Origin of the sequence: Kribbella steppae, from assembly GCF_004342025.1 — a bacterium.
GTDB lineage: Bacteria > Actinomycetota > Actinomycetes > Propionibacteriales > Kribbellaceae > Kribbella > Kribbella steppae.
Map to the genome: position 1 here is coordinate 634,508 of NZ_SLWN01000001.1, position 18,442 is coordinate 652,949.

Annotated in this window: 18 protein-coding genes; 3 read left to right on the top strand and 15 right to left on the bottom strand. The window is 67.5% G+C overall.

Annotated features, from left to right (window positions below):
• Nucleotides 1-23: 23 nt before the first annotated feature.
• From EV652_RS02895 to leuA, 7 genes are all read right to left on the bottom strand, one after another.
• Nucleotides 24-1,883 carry an ABC transporter substrate-binding protein gene (locus EV652_RS02895; RefSeq protein WP_132207350.1) on the bottom strand — a complete coding sequence of 620 codons (1,860 nt, stop codon included), beginning with the start codon at nt 1,881-1,883 and terminating at the stop codon, nt 24-26.
• Between the two features lie 64 nt (nt 1,884-1,947).
• Nucleotides 1,948-2,151, bottom strand: a complete 204-nt coding sequence (locus EV652_RS02900; RefSeq protein ID WP_132207351.1) for a hypothetical protein — start codon at nt 2,149-2,151, stop codon at nt 1,948-1,950.
• Nucleotides 2,151-3,206: an ABC transporter ATP-binding protein gene (locus tag EV652_RS02905; protein WP_132207352.1), complete on the bottom strand. Its 1,056-nt coding sequence runs from the start codon at nt 3,204-3,206 to the stop codon at nt 2,151-2,153. Before EV652_RS02905 ends, EV652_RS02900 begins: the two co-directional genes overlap by 1 nt.
• Before the next feature lie 160 nt (nt 3,207-3,366).
• Nucleotides 3,367-4,443 carry an ABC transporter ATP-binding protein gene (locus EV652_RS02910; protein ID WP_132207353.1) on the bottom strand — a complete coding sequence of 359 codons (1,077 nt, stop codon included), beginning with the start codon at nt 4,441-4,443 and terminating at the stop codon, nt 3,367-3,369.
• Nucleotides 4,444-4,457: 14 nt separating this feature from the next.
• Complete coding sequence (locus EV652_RS02915; RefSeq protein ID WP_132207354.1) at nt 4,458-5,363, bottom strand: ABC transporter permease; 906 nt, start codon at nt 5,361-5,363, stop codon at nt 4,458-4,460.
• A 4-nt stretch (nt 5,364-5,367) separates the two neighbouring features.
• Nucleotides 5,368-6,423, bottom strand: a complete 1,056-nt coding sequence (locus EV652_RS02920) for an ABC transporter permease (protein WP_242001513.1) — start codon at nt 6,421-6,423, stop codon at nt 5,368-5,370.
• Between the two features lie 324 nt (nt 6,424-6,747).
• Nucleotides 6,748-8,421, bottom strand: coding sequence for a 2-isopropylmalate synthase (gene leuA, locus EV652_RS02925; protein WP_199238016.1), 1,674 nt, complete (start codon nt 8,419-8,421; stop codon nt 6,748-6,750).
• Between the two features lie 292 nt (nt 8,422-8,713).
• Between leuA and EV652_RS02930 the strand changes: the two genes are divergently transcribed.
• Complete coding sequence (locus EV652_RS02930) at nt 8,714-9,133, top strand: PPOX class F420-dependent oxidoreductase (protein WP_132207356.1); 420 nt, start codon at nt 8,714-8,716, stop codon at nt 9,131-9,133.
• Here the strand turns inward: EV652_RS02930 and katG are convergent.
• Nucleotides 9,120-11,324, bottom strand: a complete 2,205-nt coding sequence (katG, locus tag EV652_RS02935; protein ID WP_132207357.1) for a catalase/peroxidase HPI — start codon at nt 11,322-11,324, stop codon at nt 9,120-9,122. The genes EV652_RS02930 and katG overlap by 14 nt on opposite strands.
• A 2-nt stretch (nt 11,325-11,326) precedes the next feature.
• Nucleotides 11,327-11,779 (bottom strand): Fur family transcriptional regulator, encoded by a 453-nt coding sequence (locus EV652_RS02940; RefSeq protein WP_132207358.1) that lies wholly within the window; start codon nt 11,777-11,779, stop codon nt 11,327-11,329.
• 149 nt (nt 11,780-11,928) lie between these two features.
• Between EV652_RS02940 and EV652_RS02945 the strand changes: the two genes are divergently transcribed.
• Nucleotides 11,929-12,918 (top strand): GNAT family N-acetyltransferase, encoded by a 990-nt coding sequence (locus EV652_RS02945; protein ID WP_242001514.1) that lies wholly within the window; start codon nt 11,929-11,931, stop codon nt 12,916-12,918.
• Here the strand turns inward: EV652_RS02945 and EV652_RS02950 are convergent.
• The 6 genes from EV652_RS02950 to EV652_RS02975 are packed head-to-tail and all read right to left on the bottom strand — an operon-like array spanning nt 12,915 to nt 17,594.
• On the bottom strand, nt 12,915-13,583 hold the full coding sequence (locus tag EV652_RS02950; RefSeq protein WP_132207359.1) for a GNAT family N-acetyltransferase: 669 nt from the start codon (nt 13,581-13,583) through the stop codon (nt 12,915-12,917). The two genes, EV652_RS02945 and EV652_RS02950, sit on opposite strands and share 4 nt — an antisense overlap.
• Complete coding sequence (era, locus tag EV652_RS02955) at nt 13,584-14,513, bottom strand: GTPase Era (protein WP_132207360.1); 930 nt, start codon at nt 14,511-14,513, stop codon at nt 13,584-13,586.
• A complete protein-coding gene (locus EV652_RS02960) occupies nt 14,497-14,832 on the bottom strand; it encodes a cytidine deaminase-like protein (protein ID WP_132207361.1) in 336 nt (111 codons plus the stop codon). The genes era and EV652_RS02960 overlap by 17 nt, the downstream gene beginning before the upstream one ends.
• Nucleotides 14,833-14,849: 17 nt before the next feature.
• A complete protein-coding gene (locus EV652_RS02965) occupies nt 14,850-16,154 on the bottom strand; it encodes a hemolysin family protein (RefSeq protein WP_132207362.1) in 1,305 nt (434 codons plus the stop codon).
• A gap of 42 nt (nt 16,155-16,196) precedes the next feature.
• Nucleotides 16,197-16,670, bottom strand: a complete 474-nt coding sequence (gene ybeY / locus EV652_RS02970) for an rRNA maturation RNase YbeY (protein ID WP_132207363.1) — start codon at nt 16,668-16,670, stop codon at nt 16,197-16,199.
• Nucleotides 16,671-16,679: 9 nt separating this feature from the next.
• Nucleotides 16,680-17,594 carry a PhoH family protein gene (locus tag EV652_RS02975; protein ID WP_242001561.1) on the bottom strand — a complete coding sequence of 305 codons (915 nt, stop codon included), beginning with the start codon at nt 17,592-17,594 and terminating at the stop codon, nt 16,680-16,682.
• A gap of 321 nt (nt 17,595-17,915) precedes the next feature.
• Here EV652_RS02975 and EV652_RS02980 point away from each other — a divergent pair, with 321 nt between their 5' ends.
• Complete coding sequence (locus tag EV652_RS02980; RefSeq protein WP_242001515.1) at nt 17,916-18,425, top strand: SigE family RNA polymerase sigma factor; 510 nt, start codon at nt 17,916-17,918, stop codon at nt 18,423-18,425.
• Nucleotides 18,426-18,442 lie beyond the last annotated feature (17 nt).

The window sequence follows — 18,442 nt, forward strand, 5'->3', positions numbered from 1 at the left end:
GGGTCAGCTGGCCACCGAATTACTCAGGCCGGGGCAACCTTGCCCGAGTACATGCCCATGATCACGAAGTTGTCGGCGTACGGCGCGTTCTTCAGGATCGGGTCGTCGTCCGCCGGGAACTTGGCAACTCGGGTACCTTCCAGAGCCGGGTTGTTACCGTAGCGCTCCCACAGCGGGATGATCGGCAGCAACTCGTTGAACGCCATCGCCGCGGCGGTGATGTTCTTCTTCTGCTCGTCGACATTCAGGCCCTGGGCCGACTTGTCGACCACGGCCTTCAGGTCGATCGGACCGGCCGAGGTGGTTTGCTTGAGCGGGAAGTTCATCCCCTTACCGCCCGAGTTCGCCGCGATCACGTAGTTGAACGTGTACAGGTCCTGGACGAACGCGAAGTACGGGTGCGGGTGGTTCGAGGCGCCCCAACCCTGGATCGCGATGTCGAACTTCCCGGCCAGGACGTCGGGGTTCAGCTGGGTGAAGGTGATGCCCCGCTTGGTGATGTTGAACCCGAACTTGTTCAGCTGGTCGGCCGCGTTGGTGGCGGCCGGGTTCCAGTCGGCGAACTCGGTCGGGAACTTGATGTCGTACGCCGCGGGCTTGCCGGCCGACGTCGTCCACTTGTCGCCGGACTTCTTCCAGCCGGCCGCCTGCAGCAGCTGGGTGGCCTTGTCGAGGTCCTTCTCGTAGGCCTGCAGCTTCTTCTGGTCGGCGTCGGTGATCCAGTCGGGGACGAGGATGTCGGAGAACCCGGCCATGAACTTGCAGGGCTTGCCCGACTCGCCGAGCGCGACGGTGCCGTTCTCGTTGCGGTCGAGGACGTAGGCGATCGCCTGCCGCACCCGGGCGTCGGCGAGCTCCGGGTGGGTGGTGTAGTTGAACACGAGCGAGGGGCCCGAATACACCGGCGGCCGGAGGATCCGGAACCCGTTCTGCTGGAAGGTCTTCTCGCTGGCCACCGCGAAGCCGTGGGTCGCGTAGTCGACGTCCTTGTTCATCACGACCGGGGTGATGTCGGAGGTCTCACCGTTGTACAGAACGACCTTGCTGAACGCGATCTTGTCGGCGAACAGGCCCTTGTCGTTCTTCACCAGCGTCATCTGGGCATTTGTCATGGTCTTCGGGTCGTAGTTGAACGGACCCGACACGACCGGGTTCTCCGGCCGGAGCTTCTGGAAGTCGCCGTTCAGCTTCTTGCCCTCGGCGCTGTCCAGGCTGGTGTTGGCCTTCCGCATGGCCTCGGCCTTGGTGGCCCACTCACCGTAGACGGAGCTGGGCAGGATCGGTGCCCGGAGGATATAGCGCTCGAGCACCGTCGACGGGGTGCCGATGGTGAACAGCACCGTGGTGTCGTCCTGGGCCTTGACGTCGGACAGGAACGTCCAGTCCTGCTGGCGCATCAGCCAGCGCAGGTTGAACGTGTCCACGACGTCCTTGGCGGTGACCGGCGAGCCGTCGCTCCAGGTCAGGCCGGAGCGGAGCTTCATCGTGTAGGTGTTGGCCGCAGCGTCCAGCGAGCTGGACTCGGCCATCATGTATTCCCACTTCTTGTCCGCCCAGTAGTACATCCCGCCGCTCGGGTAGATCAGGTCGAGGTACGGGCTCTGCTGCTGGATGCCTTCGGTGACACCCGCCGCCAGGTTGTAGTGGCCCTTGGGCGGCAGCTGGTAGGGATACGCGCCGTGGAACTCCTTGTTGCCGGACTTGTCGCCCGCCTCGTCGCTGTTCGGGTCGCTCGGCGAACACGCCGTCAGCGACCCGATGCCGGCCGCGCCGACACCGGCGATACCGAACAGTTGGAGCACGTGCCGGCGGGAGATCGCATTGGACAGGGCGCTCGCGCCCGGTCCGTTGGTGCCGGAATCGTTGGTGCCGGTGGGACTCATTCCTTCGTCCTTTCTGATCTGACCACACGCCCATGTGGCCAGGCACTACTGGTTTGACGTACTGCTAACCGCCCTCGTGTTTTTCGCGGCGCTTGGCCACGACGACCAAGACCACGACGATCAGGCCCAGTAGCAGGCCCAAACACAAGGTGAACAGGGTGACGACGAACTCCGGTGTGCCCGGCGTCAGCGTGAACAGCAGAATCACGCTGGCCAGCACCAGGAACGCCGCCCAGCCGAGCCCGACCCGGCCGATCTGGGGTCCCATCAGGCCACCGGTTGATCCGGCCGGCCCGCGTCGGCGCCGTCGCGGGCCACCACGTGGCACGCGGCCGACTGACCGGAACGTACTTCGACCAGTTGGGGCACCGCTCCGTCGCACAGACCGTCTTCGAACAGCGGGCAGCGCGGATGGAACGCGCACCCGGGTGGCAGGTGCGCCAGGCTCGGGATCTCCAGGCTGCGCAGGGATCCGGCGCCCTTGGTCTTGGTCAGATCGGGATCGGGTTCGGGGATCGCGTCGATCAGCGCCCGGGTGTAGGGATGGGTGGGCGCGTTGATGATCTTCGGGGTCGGGCCGAACTCGACGATCCGGCCCAGGTACATGACCGCGGTCTTCCCGTGCCAGCCGAAGTACTTCGCGATCGCCAGGTCGTGGGTGATGAACAAGAACCCGACCCCGAGCTCGTCCCGCAGCCGCCCGAGCATCGCCAGCACGCTGATCCGGATCGACACGTCGAGCATCGAGGTCGACTCGTCCGCGATGATGATCTTCGGGTCCAGCGTCAGGGCCCGGGCCACGGCCACCCGCTGCCGTTGACCACCCGACAGTTGATGCGGGTACTTCAGCAGGAAGTTCTCCGCCGGGGTCAGGTCGACCTTCGTCAGCAGCTCCACCGCTCGCTCGGCGGCCGCCTTCTTGCCCTTGACCACGCCGTGCTTGAGCAGCGGCGCAACGAGCGTCTGCAGGATGGTCCGGGTCGGGTTCAGCGAGGCGTACGGATCCTGGTGGACGTACTGGACGCTGCGCCGGAAGGTGCCGAAGGCATTCCGCTTCATCGACCAGATGTCGGTCCCGTCGAAGGCGACCTTACCGTCGCTCGGCCGGGCCAGTCCGGCCGCCATCCGCGCAGCGGTCGTCTTGCCGGAGCCGCTCTCACCGACCAGGCAGAGCACCTCACCGGGGTTGATCGACAGGTCGACGTGGTCGACCGCACGGATCGGACCAGCCTTGGTGTCGAACACCTGGCTGACCCCGTCCAGCGTCATCAGCGGCTGACGTCCCTCAGCCGTCCCCGCCCGGGCAGTCTCGGTCGCGGTCATCGGGCCTCCCTGTCGGGACTGAGGAGCGCAGGGAGCCCGGTCATGGGGCCCCCGGCCTGGACTGAGGAGCGCAGGGAGCGCAGCGACTGGAGTGACGAGGGAAGGCCGGGAGCAAGGCCCCATGACCACGCCGGCGCCGAAGGCCCGGCCAATAGCACAGTCATGATGCGGTTCCTAGGTCGTCGGTTGGCACCCGTCGCTCGAGGTGCACCTGATCGGAATGGATGCAGGCGACCTCGTGCCAGTCGCCCGGCTGGTCGGTCAACGGGATGAGCGGCGGGTCGGCCTGCTTGCACTGCTCGGTGGCGAACTTGCAGCGCGGGTGGAATTTGCAGCCCGGCGGCAGCGCGGCCAGGCTCGGCGGTCCACCCGGGATCGACTCGAGAGCCGGCAGGTCGCCGACGATCGGCGGCACCGCGTTGATCAGGCCCAGCGTGTACGGATGCCGCGGCCGGTAGAACATGTCCCGGACGCCGCCGGTCTCGACGATACGACCGGCGTACATGGTGGCGACCCGGTCGGCGAGCTCGGCGGCCAGCGACAGGTCGTGGGAGATGAAGATCATCGAGAACCCGAGCCGCTCGCGCACCTCGTGCAGGACGTCGACGATCGACCGCTGGGTGAGGATGTCGAGTGCCGTGGTCGGCTCGTCCAGGATCAGCACCTCCGGCTCGAGCAGCAGGCTCATCGCGATCAGCACCCGCTGCCGCATTCCGCCGGACAGCTCGTGCGGGTAGCAGTCCATCACCCGCTCCGGCTCCAGCCGTACCAGCCGGAGCAGCTCCCCGGCCCGCTCCTCGATCTCCTGCTTGGTGGCCTTGGTGTGCGCCCGCATCGTGTCGTGCATGTGGCCACGGATCTTCAGCACCGGGTTGAACGCGTTCATCGCGCCCTGGAAGACCATCGCCGCGTCCCGCCAGCGGAACTTGCGCAGGTCCCCGCCGTCCAGGCCGAGGATGTCGATCTCGACGCCGTCGCCACGGTTGAAGATCACCTTGCCGCTGGCGTGGCCCAGGCGCGGCAGCAACCGGAGCAGACCGAGGCCGAAGGTCGTCTTGCCGCAGCCGCTCTCTCCTACCAGCGCAAGGCTTTCGCCGGGGAACAGGTCGAGGTCGACGCCGCGGACGGCTTGCACGGTGGAGCCGGACCCGGTCCGGTACTCGACGTTGAAATCGCGGACCGACAGCAGCGGCTTGCCATGGCCGCCGCGGACAGCGCGGCTGGCGCCGGAAGACATCGCAGTCACCATGCTCACCGGTCCCGGAGGCGCGGGTTGAGGATTTCTTCGAGCGATCTCGTCATCATCACCAATCCGAGCAGCAGGAGAACGATCGCGACGATGGGACTCAGGATGAAGGGCAGACTGTCGTCGTTGAAGATGGCGCCGGCGATCCAGGCGCGGTTCAGCATGATGCCCCAGTTCGACCCGGTCAACGGCGCCAGGCCCAGCAGGTAGAGGCCGACCAACGCGTAGATCGCGTTCGTCACACCGATCATGAAGTTCATCAGGATGAAGCTGGCCATGTTCGGCAGGATCTCGACGAAGACGATCCGGATCGTGCCGAGGTCGAGCAGTTTGGCCGCCTCGACGAACTCGCGTTCCTTCAGCGAGAGCACCTGGGACCGGATCGCCCGGGTCAGCACCGGCCAGGCCAGGCCACCGACCAGGAAGGCGAGCAGCAACGGCGAATCCAGCTTGAACATCGCGCCGAGCACCGCGAGCAGGACGATGACCGGGACGGTGAGAAAGACGTCCGCCGCGGTGACCACCACGGAGTCGGTCCCGGCGCCGAGGTAGGCGGCCAGCGAGCCGAGGACGATCGCGATAGCGGTCGAGATCGCGGCCGCGAGGAACCCGATGAAGATGACGGACCGGCCGCCGTCGATCACCTGGATCAGCACGTCCTTGCCCTCGTTGTCGGTCCCGAGCAAATGCCCGGGCGACCCGAACGGCAGGAAGATCTCCTTCACGTTCGGCTCCACCGCGGGGGTGAAGAACGGCCCGATGGCGGTGATCAGTACCAGCAGCGCCACGATGATGAAGCCGATGAAGCCGGCCGGGCTGCGCCGCAGCGATCGCAGTATGCCGCCGAAGCGCGAAACGCTCGTCGTCCCGATCGCGGCGGTAGCGCCGGCGGTGGTCATAGTCTCAGCCATCTCGTTACCCCAATCCCTCTCCGCCGCCGCCGTCGCCGGCGTCGCCGGCACCCTTCGCCCTCACTTTCTCGGAGCTGACCCGGATCCGCGGATCCAGCCGGCTGTAGAGCACGTCGGCGAGCAGGTTGGCCAGCACCACCGAGATCGTGACGACCAGGAAGATTCCCTGCAGCACCGGGTAGTCGCGACCGTTGACCGCGTTGAAGAGCGCCAGGCCGATGCCCTGGTAGCCGAAGATCTTCTCCACGAAGATCGCGCCGCCGACGACGAACCCGAGCGATACGGCGAGCGCGCTGAACAACGGCAGTACGGCGTTGCGCCCGACGTACCCGGACCGGATCCGGGAGTCACTGAGGCCACGGGCACGGGCGACCGTGACGTAGTCCTCGCCGAGGGTCTCCACCGTGGAGGACTTCATCACCAGCGCCCAGGATCCGACCGTGGTCAGCAGGTAAGCGAGGATCGGCAGCATCGCGTGGTAGAGGATGTCGTTGAGGAAGTACAGGCTGAACGACGGTTCCACTCCCGGTGTGTAGGAGCCTCGCGCCTCGGTCAGGTTGAAGACCTGCAGTTTCACGCCGAGGAAGACCACGATCAGGATCGCGACGATGTAGTTCGGGATCGCGTGCAGCAGCGCACCCACCGAGCTGAGCGTGTGGTCGATCCAGCTCTCCCGGCGGTAGGCCATGATCATGCCGGCCACGATGCCGATGATGAAGCTGAGGATCGTCGCGACGCCGACGGAGAACAGCGTCCACGGCAGGTAGGTCTTGATGACCTGGGCCACGGTGGTGCCCGGCGACAGCAGTGAATTGCCGAAATCGCCGTGCAGCAGGTTGACCATGTACGTGACGTACTGCTGGATCAGCGGCTCGTCCGGATCCAGCGAGAACAGGTTCTTGGCCTGCGCGGCGGCAGCCTCGTAGGAGATACCTGTCTGCGCGATCTGGGTCTGGATGTAGGTATCGACCGGGTTGCCCGGTAGCAACCGCACCAGGAAGAACGTCCCGGTGGTGACGATGAAGATGGTCAGGATCGCTTTCGCGATTCGACGGACCAACCACGCGTTCAGGAATCGTCGCGTGACATTGGGTCTAGGCTCGTCGACCGGACCCTCTATCAGCTTCCCAGCCGGTGTCTCGACCGCACCGCCCACAGCTCACCTCCAAGCGACTACCGACGAATATGGCCCCCGGTGACACCCTTTAGTAAGAGACCCTGCCTTGCAAGGATCTGCGCACAGTGTGGACAGTCTGCGCATCCGCAGACACCGAGTCAACGACTTGAGACAACGTTGCCGATAGTACGCACAAACCGTGATCTCAAGCGCAGAAAACGCCCGCCACCCCGTGCGAAGGGTGACGGGCGACTGCGATTTCTGTAGTCAGCGAGTGGCTCTGTTGATGGCCGAGACGACCGCCTTCAGCGATGCGGTGAGGATATTGGCGTCCCGGCCGACACCCCAGTAGACCTCGTCGCCGACCTCGCACTCGACGTACGCGGCGGCGAGCGCGTCGCCACCGGCCGAGAGCGCGTGCTCGTGGTAGTCCAGCACGCGGACGTCGTACTTCAGCGGCTTGATCGCGTCGACGAACGCCGACACCGGGCCGTTGCCCTCACCGGTCAGCTCGTGCGGTACGCCGTTGGAGTAGACCTGCACCCGGAGTTGGTCACCCTGGCCCTCGCCGGACGACGAGTTGACCGTGAGGAGCGACAGCTTGCCCGGCGCCAAGTACTCGTCCGCGAAGATGTCCCACATGTGCTGCGGGCCGACCTCGCCGCCCTCGGCGTCGGTGTGCTGCTGGATCACCCGGCTGAACTCGATCTGCAGCCGGCGCGGCAGGTCGAGCCGGTGCTCCGACTTCATGATGTACGCGACGCCGCCCTTGCCGGACTGCGAGTTCACCCGGATGACCGCCTCGTACGACCGGCCGACGTCCTTCGGGTCGATCGGCAGGTACGGCGCCTCCCAGGCGATCTCCGAGACCGGCTTGCCCTCGGCCGCGGCCTGCTTGTCCAGCGCCTCCAGGCCCTTCTTGATCGCGTCCTGGTGCGAGCCGGAGAAGGCGGTATAGACCAGGTCGCCGGCGTACGGCTGCCGCTCGGGCACCCGCATCTGGGTGCAGTACTCGACCGTACGGCGGATCTCGTCGATGTCGGCGAAGTCGATCTGCGGGTCGATGCCCTGGCTGAACAGGTTCATCCCCAGCGTGACCAGGTCGACGTTGCCGGTCCGCTCGCCGTGGCCGAACAGGCAGCCCTCGACCCGGTCGGCGCCGGCCATCAGGGCCAGCTCGGTCGCGGCCACCGCGGTGCCGCGGTCGTTGTGCGGGTGCAGGCTGATGGTGCTGTGCTCACGCCGGGTCAGGTTGCGGCTGAACCACTCGATCTGGTCGGCGTACACGTTCGGGGTGGACATCTCGACGGTGGCCGGCAGGTTCAGGATGATCTCGCGGCCCTCGGCCGGCTGCCACTGGTCGCTGACCGCCTCGCAGACCTCGAGCGCGAACTCCAGCTCGGTGCCGGTGAAGATCTCCGGGCTGTACTGGTACCCGAACTCGCAGTGGCCCAGCATGTCGTCGGCGTACTTCATCACCGTCTCGGTGCCGCGCACCGCGATGTTGAGGCACTCGGCCTTGTCCACGTTGAAGACGACCCGGCGGAACAGCGGCGCGGTCGCGTTGTAGAGGTGGATGGTCGCCTTCGGCGAGCCCTGCAGCGACTGCACGGTCCGCTCGATCAGCTCGTCACGGGCCTGCGTCAGCACCGAGATGGTGACGTCGTCGGGGATGACGTCCTCTTCGATCAGGCTGCGGACGAAGTCGAAGTCGTACTGGCTCGCGCTCGGGAAACCGACCTCGATCTCCTTGTAGCCCATCCGCACCAGCAGGTCGAACATCCGCCGCTTGCGGGCCGGCGACATCGGCTCCACCAGCGCCTGGTTGCCGTCACGGAGGTCGGTGGACAGCCAGCGCGGGGTCCGGTCGACCGACTTGGTCGGCCAGGTGCGGTCCGGCAGGTCGATCGGGGGAAACGCGCGGTAGCGCTGGATCGGCATCCCGGACGGCTGCTGGACGGGCTTGGGCTGGTTCTTCGGTGCCACGGGGGGTTCTCCTCGGAGGTGTACTGCGTGGGTCGTGAGGGACGACCGGCGTACGACGAGACTCCGCGGCGAGGGAACCGGCCTTGTCAGGCCTCGCCGCGGCAGCGAAGGAGGAGAAGCTGGTGCCGCATGATGCCAGTGAGTCTAAGCACAACCCGGCCCGCCCGTCGAACCGGGGGTCTCGACCGTCGAGACACGGAGCGTGACGACTTGTGCTCAAGTGCCCTTGAATTTTTAACCTTGATCTATGACTGCATCCCTCACCGACCGGATCGGCACCCACGGCCTCGGCGTCCTCGTCACCCTCAAACGCGACGGCCGGCCGCAGCTGTCGAACGTCACCTACGTGTTCGACGGCGAGCGGATCCGGGTGTCGCTGACCGACGGCCGGGCCAAGACGAAGAACCTGCGGCGCGACCCGCGGGCCAGCCTGTACGTCGACGGTCCCGGCGGTCGCTCGTACGTCGTACTGGAAGGCAAGGCCGAGCTCAGTCCGGTGGCGGCCGATCCGCACGACGCCGTGGTCGAGGACCTGGTCGACTACTACCGGACCGCGTCCGGCGAACACCCCGACTGGGACGAGTACCGCCGGGCGATGGTCACCGACAAGCGTCTTGTCTTCTCGATGACCATCGACCACGCCTACGGGATGCCTACCCCGTCCTGAGGTCGAACCGGTCGAGCTCCATCACCTTGACCCAGGCCGCGACGAAGTCCGTGACGAACTTGTCCCGGGCGTCGGCACTCGCGTAGACCTCGGCCAGGGAACGGAGCTGCGAGTTCGCGCCGAAGACAAGGTCGGCCGCGGTGGCCGTCCCCCGGCGTTCGCCGGTCGCCAGGTCCCGGATCTCGAAGACGTTCTCCTCCGACTCCGACGCCTTCCACTCCGCGCCGGCGGCGAGCAGGTTCACGAAGAAGTCGTTGGTCAGGGTCCCGGCCCGGTCGGTGAAGACACCGTGCTGCGCCCCGCCGACGTTCGCGCCCAGGGCCCGCATGCCGCCGACCAGGACCGTCAGCTCCGGGGCGGTCAGGGTCAGCATGTAGGCGCGGTCCAGCAGCAGAGTCTCCGCCGAGAGCTTCTCCCCCGCCCGCAGGTAGTTGCGGAAGCCGTCGGCCCGCGGCTCGAGTACGGCGAACGAGTCGACGTCGGTGTCCTCCTGGGAGGCGTCCGTCCGGCCCGGCCGGAACGGGACGGTGATCGCCTGCCCGGCGTCACGGGCCGCCTTCTCCACGGCAGCACAGCCGCCGAGCACGATCAGGTCGGCCAGCGACACATACTTGCCCGAGCCGTTGAACTCCTGCTGGATCTGCTCGAGGGTCTGAAGCACCGTGGCCAGCTGGTCCGGCTCGTTGATCTCCCAGCTCCGCTGGGGCTCGAGCCGGATCCGTGCGCCGTTCGCACCACCGCGCTTGTCGGTACCGCGGAAAGTGGCCGCAGCCGCCCAGGCGGTGCTGACCAACTGCGCGACGGACAGGCCGGAACCGAGCACCTTGTCCTTGAGCGCCGCGATGTCCTCGTCGCCGATCAGCTCGTGGTCGACCGCCGGGACCGGGTCCTGCCACGGCTGCGGCTCGGGGACCCACGGGCCGAGGAAACGGGAGACCGGTCCCATGTCACGGTGCAGCAGCTTGTACCAGGCCTTGGCGAAGGCCCGCGCGAACTCCTCCGGGTGCTCGAAGAAGCGGCGCGAGATCGGCTCGTAGACCGGGTCGACCCGCAACGCCAGGTCGGTGGTGAGCATCGTCGGGCGGTGCTTGCTGTCCGGCACGTGCGCGTCGGGCACGGTCGCCTCGGCGTCCTTCGCGACCCACTGGTGAGCGCCGGCCGGGCTCTTGGTGAGCTCCCACTCATGGCCGAAGAGGTTCTCGAAGAACCCGTTGCCGAAGCGGGTCGGCGTATTCGTCCAGGTCACCTCGAGCCCGCTGGTGATGGTGTCCTTGCCCTTACCGGTGCCGTAGCCGCTGTGCCAGCCGAGCCCCTGCGCCTCGAGCGGCGCCGCCTCCGGCTCGGGTCCGACGGTGTCGGCCGGCCCGGCGCCGTGGGTCTTGCCGAACGAGTGGCCGCCCGCGATCAGTGCGACCGTCTCCTCGTCGTTCATCGCCATCCGGCGGAACGTCTCGCGGATGTCGCGGGCCGCGGCGATCGGGTCCGGATTGCCGTTCGGGCCTTCGGGATTGACGTAGATCAGGCCCATCTGTACGGCGCCCAGCGGCCCGTGCAGCTCGCGGTCACCGCTGTAACGCTCGTCCCCCAGCCAGGTGTCCTCCGGACCCCAGTAGATCTCCTCGGGCTCCCAGACGTCCTCGCGGCCGAAACCGAAGCCGAAGGTCTTGAACCCCATGTCGTCCAGCGCCACGTTGCCGGCCAGCACCAGCAGGTCGGCCCAGGAGATCTTCCGGCCGTACTTCTGCTTGACCGGCCACAACAGCCGGCGGGCCTTGTCGAGGTTCGCGTTGTCGGGCCAGCTGTTCAGCGGCGCGAACCGCTGGGCACCGTCGCCGGCCCCGCCCCGGCCGTCCTCGATCCGGTAGGTGCCGGCCGAGTGCCAGCTCATCCGGATGAACAGCGGGCCGTAGTGGCCGAAGTCGGCCGGCCACCAGTCCTGCGACGTCCGCATCACGTCGACGATGTCCTGTTTGAGCGCGTCGACGTCGAGTTTCGCGAACTCCTCGGCGTAGTCGAAGCCGTCCTCCATCGGGTTCGACTTGGTGGCGTGCGGATGCAGGATGGTCAGGTCGAGTTGGTTCGGCCACCAGTCCTTGTTCGTGCTCGGCCTGCCCGCCTTCGGAGTCGGGGCGTCGATGGCCGGGTTCTCGCTCTCACTGCCTTGGTGGGTCACTCCGGACGTGTCGGACATGCTCAGCCTTTCCGTGCGGTTGCAGGGTCAGAAGTGGCGGCGGAACAGGTAGGGCACAGGCCCCAGTAGACGATTTCGGCCTCGTCGACGGAGAAGCCGTGGCGGTCCGACGGGTCCAGGCAGGGCGCCTCGCCGACCGCGCAGTCCACGTCTTCGATCGCGCCGCACGACCGGCACACCACGTGATGGTGGTTGTCGCCCACTCGCGCCTCGTAGCGCGCGACCGAACCGGCCGGCTGGATCCGCCGCAGCAGCCGGGCGTCGGTGAGTGCGCGCAGGACGTCGTACACCGCCTGATGGGACACGTCGGGCAGTTCCCGGCGGGTGGCACGGATGATCGTGTCGGTGTCTGCGTGCGGGTGCGCGTGGACAGCGTGGAGTACTGCCACCCGTGGCCGGGTGACCCGGAGCGCGACCGCACGCAACAACTGGTGGAGGTCGGCGTCGACTACCACCCCAGCAGTCTTCCCACCGTTCTGGAATCGGTCAAGATTTCCGTCCGACTGTCAGGGTGTGAACCGAGCGCGAGATGTGGCACGTGCGGTGACTTCCTCACCGGGATAAACCACTCGCGGTAATCGGCGGCGGCGAGGAAGCTGAGGGGGTGGAGATCACAAGACTGTCGCCCGACGACGAGGTCGGATGCGCTGATGCTGTCGCGGTGCAGAGTGCCGCGGCCAAGCTGGACTGCCCGGAGGCGTTGATGTCGACGCCACGCAGCTACGCCGCCCACTTGAAGTACGGGTGGGACGGTGACCCGGGCCGGGCTTATCTGGCGCGCGACGAAGACGGAGTGGTCGTCGGACTGATCGGCCTGTACACGCCGACGTACGACAACACCCACCTCGCGTGGACATCGCTCGAGGTTCATCCGGACCATCGAGGTCGTGGCATCGGCTCGGAGCTGCTCGGGTACGCCGAACAGGTGGCTCGTGAGCTGGGGCGGACGTCCTTCGGGACGGACAACTGGGACCTGCCGAAGGCGAACGCGTTCTCGCTGCGGCACGGGTTCGAGCAGAAGGCGGTCGAGGTCAACCGGCGGCAGGACATCACCGGCCTCGACTGGTCCGTCGTCCAGGGCTTGTACGACGAAGCGGTGCGGGCGTCGGCCGCGTACGAACTGGTGCGGGTGACCGGTCGGGTGCCCGATGAGCTGCTCGACGGCATGGTCGCGCTGACCGCGTCGATCAACGATGCGCCGAAGGACGACCTGGACATCGAGGACGACGTGTTCACCCCGGAGCGGCTGCGCAAGTACGAAGCAGCCCAGGAGGCCGCGGACCGGACCATCTACCGGGTGATCGCGCGCGAGCGTTCGACCGGCGCACTGGCCGGGCACTCGACCATCGTGGTCGAGCGGGAGCGACCGCACATCGCCGAGCAGCACGACACCGCCGTCGATCGCGCCCACCGCGGCCATCGCCTCGGTGCCCTGGTCAAGACCGCCATGCTGCTCTGGATGCGCGACGAAGAACCCGCCGTCACCCAGCTCGACACCTGGAACGCCGAGTCCAACGCCCACATGATCGCGATCAACGAACAACTCAACTACCGCATCGTCGCCCGATCGATCGCCTACCAGAAGTCGCTCTAGACCGCCTCGACGACGGTGACCTTCATCGAGTTGGTGAGGGTGAACCCGAGCGATTCGTAGAGCTGGATCGCTCGGGTGTTGGTGCCGCCGGTGTGCAGGAACGGCGTGCGGCCGGCTGAGGCGATGTGGGCGGCTACCGCGCGGATCAGGTGGGTGGCCAGGCCCTGACCGCGGTACGACGGGAGCGTGCAGACGGCGCTGATCTCGGTGTGGGTGGGGAGGGCGAAGCGGGTGCCGGCCATGGCGATCAGCTCGCCCTCGCGGCGGATGCCGAGGTAGGTGCCCAGCTCGATCGTGCGAGAGCGGAACGGCCCGGGATCGGTGAGGGCGACCAGGGCCAGCATCTCCGGTACGTCGTCCCACGTGAGGACGACGGCTTCGTCGTACTCAGCCGCCAGTGTCGGCGGGGCGACGTACTGGACCAGGTCGAACTGGCGGTCCAGCTTGAAGGTGTCCGGGACCGGCAGGTCCGGGCGCATCAGGGCGGCCGTGGTGCCGGCGCCGAGGAGCTCGGCCGCGTTGGACCAGTCCTCAGCGGTCGGGTTGTCCGGCAGGCCCAGGAACGGAGCGATCGCCTTCGGGTAGCAGCGGGCGTTCCCGCGGGTTTCGGCGAAGGTGGAGTGTGGACCGGTCAGGGCGGCGTAGACCGGGTTCTGCAGGGTCACTCAGAAGCCCAGTTTGCGCAGGTTCTTGGCGTCGGTCTGCCAGTTCTTGGCGATCTTCACGTGCAGGTCGAGGTAGACCGGCGTACCCAGCAGCGCCTCGATCTGGCGGCGGGCGGCGGCGCCGACCTCGCGCAGCCGGGCGCCCTTGTGACCGATCATGATGCCCTTCTGGCTGTCCCGCTCGAGGAAGATGTTGGCGTACACATCGAGTAGCGGCTTGTCCTCCGGCCGGTCCTCGCGCAGGCCCATCTCGTCGATGGTGACGGCGATCGAGTGCGGCAACTCGTCCCGCACACCTTCCAGCGCCGCCTCGCGGATCAACTCGGCGACCAGGGTCTCCTCGGGCTCGTCGGTGATGTCGCCGTCCGGGTAGAGCGCGACGCCCTCCGGCAGCAGTTTCACCAACTCGTCGGCGACCACGTCGACCTGGAAACCGGAGGTCGCCGAGACCGGCACGATCGAGGCCCACTCGATCCCGGCCGACTCCCCCAGCGCGGCGATCTCGGCCAGGTGCTCGACCATCCGGTCCGGCTCGACCAGGTCGGCCTTGGTGGCCAGCGCGACCTTCGGGGTCTTCGCGACCTTGGCTGCTTCGGTGACCAGGAACCGGTCGCCCGGGCCGATCCGGTCGCTGGCCGGCAGGCAGACCGCGATCACGTCGACCTCGGCCCAGGTGGTCTTGACCAGGTCGTTCAGCCGCTCGCCGAGCAGCGTGCGCGGCTTGTGCAGGCCGGGGGTGTCGACCAGGATGAGCTGGGCGTCGGGCCGGTGCACGATGCCGCGGACCGCGTGCCGGGTGGTCTGCGGCTTCGACGAGGTGATCACGATCTTCTGCCCCACCAACGCGTTGGTGAGGGTGGACTTGCCCGCGTTCGGTCGCCCGACGAAACAGGCGAAACCGGACTTGAAGGCCTCAGGTGTGGACGACATCGCGGACCTCTCCGGTGCCATTGGCAACTACTACGGGAATGGCGGCGCCGGCGAAGTGGCGGACGACGTTCACATCGAGGCCATCAGGTGCGTCGGTGACGACCGCGGCGGCCTCCAGACCCTTCACCCCCGAGGACAGCGCCATCGCGACCGCCAACTGCAATGCGGTCAGGCCGACGGTGTCGAGCGCCACCGTGCAGGCGGCGTACGTGCGCCCGTCGGAGTCCCGGACCGCGGCACCTTCGGCCGCACGGGTGCGGGCACGGGCGGCGCGGGCCAGCGTGACGAGTTTGGCGTCCTCGGCCGAGAGGTCTGACAAGAAATGCTCCAAGGGGATCAGGCGTGCTGATGGTTCTGGTCGTGCGAGGGGTCGGCGGTTTCCTCCCGCCGTACCAGCACAGTACCGACCTGGTTGCGGCGGCCGGACGGCCGCTCCGCGGTCAGCGACAATCCCGCGATCTCCACCTCGGCCCCGGGGATCGGCACCTTGCCGAGCAGTTTCGCCATCAGACCGCCGACGGTGTCGACGTCGTCGTCGTCCAGCGGTACGCCGAACAACTCGCCCAACTCGTCGATCGGCAGCCGGCTGGACACGCGGTACGCGCCGTCCGACAGCTCCTGCACCGAGTCGGGCACCTCGTCGTACTCGTCGGTGATCTCGCCGACGATCTCCTCCAGGATGTCCTCGATGGTGACGAGGCCGGCCGTTCCGCCGTACTCGTCGACGACGATCGCGACGTGCATCCTGGCCGCCTGCATCTCGCGCAGCAGCTCGTCGATCGGCTTGGAGTCCGGGATGTACATACACGGCCGCATCACCGACTCGACCCGCTCGGTCGACTCGGCCTGCGCGTTGTCGTAGACCCGGCGCATCACGTCCTTGAGGTAGACGACGCCGAGGATGTCGTCCAGCGACTCACCGATCACCGGGATCCGCGAGTAGCCCGACCGCAGAGCCAGCGAGGTGAGCTGGCGCAGCTTCTTGTGCTTCTCGATGTAGACCATGTCGGTCCGCGGCACCATCACCTCGCGGACGATGGTGTCGCCGAGCTCGAACACCGAGTGGATCATCTGCCGCTCGCCGGACTCGATCACCGCCGACTTCTCGGCCAGGTCGACCAGCGCGCGCAGCTCCGCCTCGGTCGCGAACGGGCCCTCGGCGAAGCCCTTGCCCGGAGTGAGCGCGTTGCCGATCAGGATCAGGAGCTTCGGCAGCGGCCCGAGGATCCGGGTCAGTGCCATCACCGGGCCGGCCGACAGGATCGCGAACCGGTCCGAGTGCTGCCGGCCGAGAGTGCGCGGCGCGACGCCGATGATCACGTACGAGACCAGCACCATCACCACGGCGGTGATCAGGATGTGTTGCCAGGTGACCGGGAAGACCTCCGACAGCGCCTGGGTGACCAGCACGATCGCGGTGATCTCGCACATCAGCCGGACCAGCAGCAGCGAGTTCAGGTAGCGCGGCGCGTCCGACAGCAGGGCGCGCAGCCGGACCGCGCGCAGGTTGCCCTGCTCGACCTGCTCGTTCGCGCGCACCTTGGAGTACGACGACAGTGCTGCCTCGGCGCCGGCGAAGAGACCGGCGAGCAGGACCAGCACCGCAGCCACAACCAGCAGAACGAGGTCGTGGGAGGTCACCGCAACGTCACTCCTGTCCGAGAGGGTGGCTGATGGGAACCATCAGACACCCTCCATCCGGTTTGCGGGTGATCGCCATGCTTCCAGCAGCCGGCCCTGGACGTCCCACATCTCCGCCTTCTCGGCGGGTTCGGCGTGGTCGTACCCGAGCAGGTGCAGGATGCCGTGGACGGTCAGCAGCTCCAGCTCGGCCCAGGTGCCGTGCCCGGCCTTGGTGCCCTGCGTGGCCGCGACGGTCGGGCACAGCGCGATGTCACCGAGATGACCGAGCGGCGGCTCGGCGTCGTCCTCGGCACCCGGCCGCAGCTCGTCCATCGGCCACGACATCACGTCGGTCGGACCCGGCAGGTCCAGGAACTCGACGTGATACCGCGCCATCGTGTCCTCGTCGACCAGCTTGATCGACAGCTCACACTCCGGGTGCAGCCGCAGCGACGACATCACGAACCGGCTGAGCCGCATCAGTCCGTGTGCGTCGATCTCGACCCCGGACTCGTTGTTGACCTCGACGTTCATCTGTGCGGCTCAGCGCTGCCCTTCGAAATTTTCGTACGCCGACACGATCCGGCCGACGAGCTTGTGCCGGACCACGTCGTGCGAGGTCAGCCGGCAGAACGTCAGGTCCTGGACGCCCTCGAGGATGTCCTGGACGACCCGGAGCCCCGAGTTCGTCCCGGTCGGCAGGTCGACCTGGGTGACATCGCCGGTGACGACCATCTTGGAGCCGAATCCGAGCCGGGTGAGGAACATCTTCATCTGCTCCGGCGAGGTGTTCTGCGCCTCGTCCAGGATGATGAAGGCGTCGTTCAGGGTCCGGCCGCGCATGTAGGCCAGCGGCGCGATCTCGATCGTGCCGGCCGTCATCAGCCGCGGGATCGACTCCGGGTCCAGCATGTCGTGCAGGGCGTCGTACAGCGGCCGCAGGTACGGGTCGATCTTCTCCGATAGGGTGCCGGGCAGGAAGCCGAGCCGCTCACCGGCCTCGACCGCCGGCCGGGTCAGGATGATCCGGTTGACCTCCTTGGCCTGCAGCGCCTGGACCGCCTTGGCCACCGCCAGGTAGGTCTTGCCGGTACCGGCCGGGCCGATGCCGAACACGATGGTGTTCCTGTCGATCGCGTCGACGTACCGCTTCTGGTTCAGCGTCTTCGGCCGGATGGTGCGGCCGCGGCTGGACAGGATGTTCTGGGTCAGGACATCGGCCGGGCTCTCGACGGTGGCGGCCTTGATCATCGCGATACTGCGCTCGACCGAGTCCGCGGTCAGCCCGTGACCGGTCCGGACCACGGCGATCAGCTCGTCGATCAGCCGCTCGGCCAGGGCCAGCTCGGCCGGCTCGCCGGTCAGCGTGATCTCGTTGCCGCGGACCATGATGTCGGCGGCGAACTCCTTCTCGACGATGCGGAGGAACTCGTCCCGGGCTCCGAGCAGGGCCACCATGTCGATGCTGTTCGGCACGACGATCTTGTGCGACGCCTGCGTGGCGGTGGCGGCGCCGTTCGCGCGCGCCTCCGGTTCGATACTGCGTGGCCTGGACAGGCTCTTCCTCCTGATGCCGGGGTAGCTGACCCACCCATGCTAGCCGTCTCCACCGACACCCTCACTTGTAATTCCCCCGAACACGCCCAACCCGTGATCACATGACCCCTGGCCCCATGACCCGCCGGCGCCGAAGGCCCGGCCAAACGGTGTTGTCAACCTGGGACGTGGTCTCCGCGTCATCTTCTCGTGGCGCAACCGGCGGTGGTGTACGAAGAGGGCGTGACACATGAGTCCTCGTGGGATGCCGACGAGGCGCTGACGGCTGTCTACACGGCGCACTACACGTCGCTGGTCCGCCTCGGCGCCTTGTTGCTGCGTGACACCGGTGCGGCGGAGGAGATCGTGCAGGACGCGTTCGTCGCGATGCACGGCCGCTGGCACCGGCTGCGCGACCCGCACAAGGCGCTCGCCTACCTGCGCACCGCGGTGGTGAACCGCTGCCGCTCCCGCCAGCGCCACCTGGTGGTGGTGGACAAGCACACGCCCCGCTCGCTCCCGGATGAGCCGAGCGCCGAACACGCCGTCCTGCGGACGGTCGAGACCGACCGGGTGATCGAGGCCATGCGCACCTTGCCGGAGAAGCAGCGCACCGTGATGGTGCTGCGGTACTACGGTGACCTGTCCGAGGCGGAGATCGCCGACACGATGGGGATCAGCCGGGGATCCGTGAAGAGCCACGCCGCGCGGGCGAGCAAGTCGCTCCGCCAGCTCCTGGAGCAGAACGCATGAACGAGCGAACCGAGTGC

Coding starts and splice junctions, on each gene's coding strand:
- EV652_RS02900 (WP_132207351.1), bottom strand. CDS start 2,151: ATGGGACCCCAGATCGGCCGGGTCGGGCTCGGCTGGGCGGCGTTCCTG.
- ybeY (WP_132207363.1), bottom strand. CDS start 16,670: ATGAACGTCGAGGTCAACAACGAGTCCGGGGTCGAGATCGACGCACAC.
- katG (WP_132207357.1), bottom strand. CDS start 11,324: ATGTCCGACACGTCCGGAGTGACCCACCAAGGCAGTGAGAGCGAGAAC.
- EV652_RS02905 (WP_132207352.1), bottom strand. CDS start 3,206: ATGACCGCGACCGAGACTGCCCGGGCGGGGACGGCTGAGGGACGTCAG.
- leuA (WP_199238016.1), bottom strand. CDS start 8,421: ATGCCGATCCAGCGCTACCGCGCGTTTCCCCCGATCGACCTGCCGGAC.
- EV652_RS02930 (WP_132207356.1), top strand. CDS start 8,714: ATGACTGCATCCCTCACCGACCGGATCGGCACCCACGGCCTCGGCGTC.
- era (WP_132207360.1), bottom strand. CDS start 14,513: ATGTCGTCCACACCTGAGGCCTTCAAGTCCGGTTTCGCCTGTTTCGTC.
- EV652_RS02975 (WP_242001561.1), bottom strand. CDS start 17,594: ATGGTGGCCCTGCTCGGAGCCCGGGACGAGTTCCTCCGCATCGTCGAG.
- EV652_RS02895 (WP_132207350.1), bottom strand. CDS start 1,883: ATGAGTCCCACCGGCACCAACGATTCCGGCACCAACGGACCGGGCGCG.
- EV652_RS02915 (WP_132207354.1), bottom strand. CDS start 5,363: ATGGCTGAGACTATGACCACCGCCGGCGCTACCGCCGCGATCGGGACG.
- EV652_RS02910 (WP_132207353.1), bottom strand. CDS start 4,443: ATGTCTTCCGGCGCCAGCCGCGCTGTCCGCGGCGGCCATGGCAAGCCG.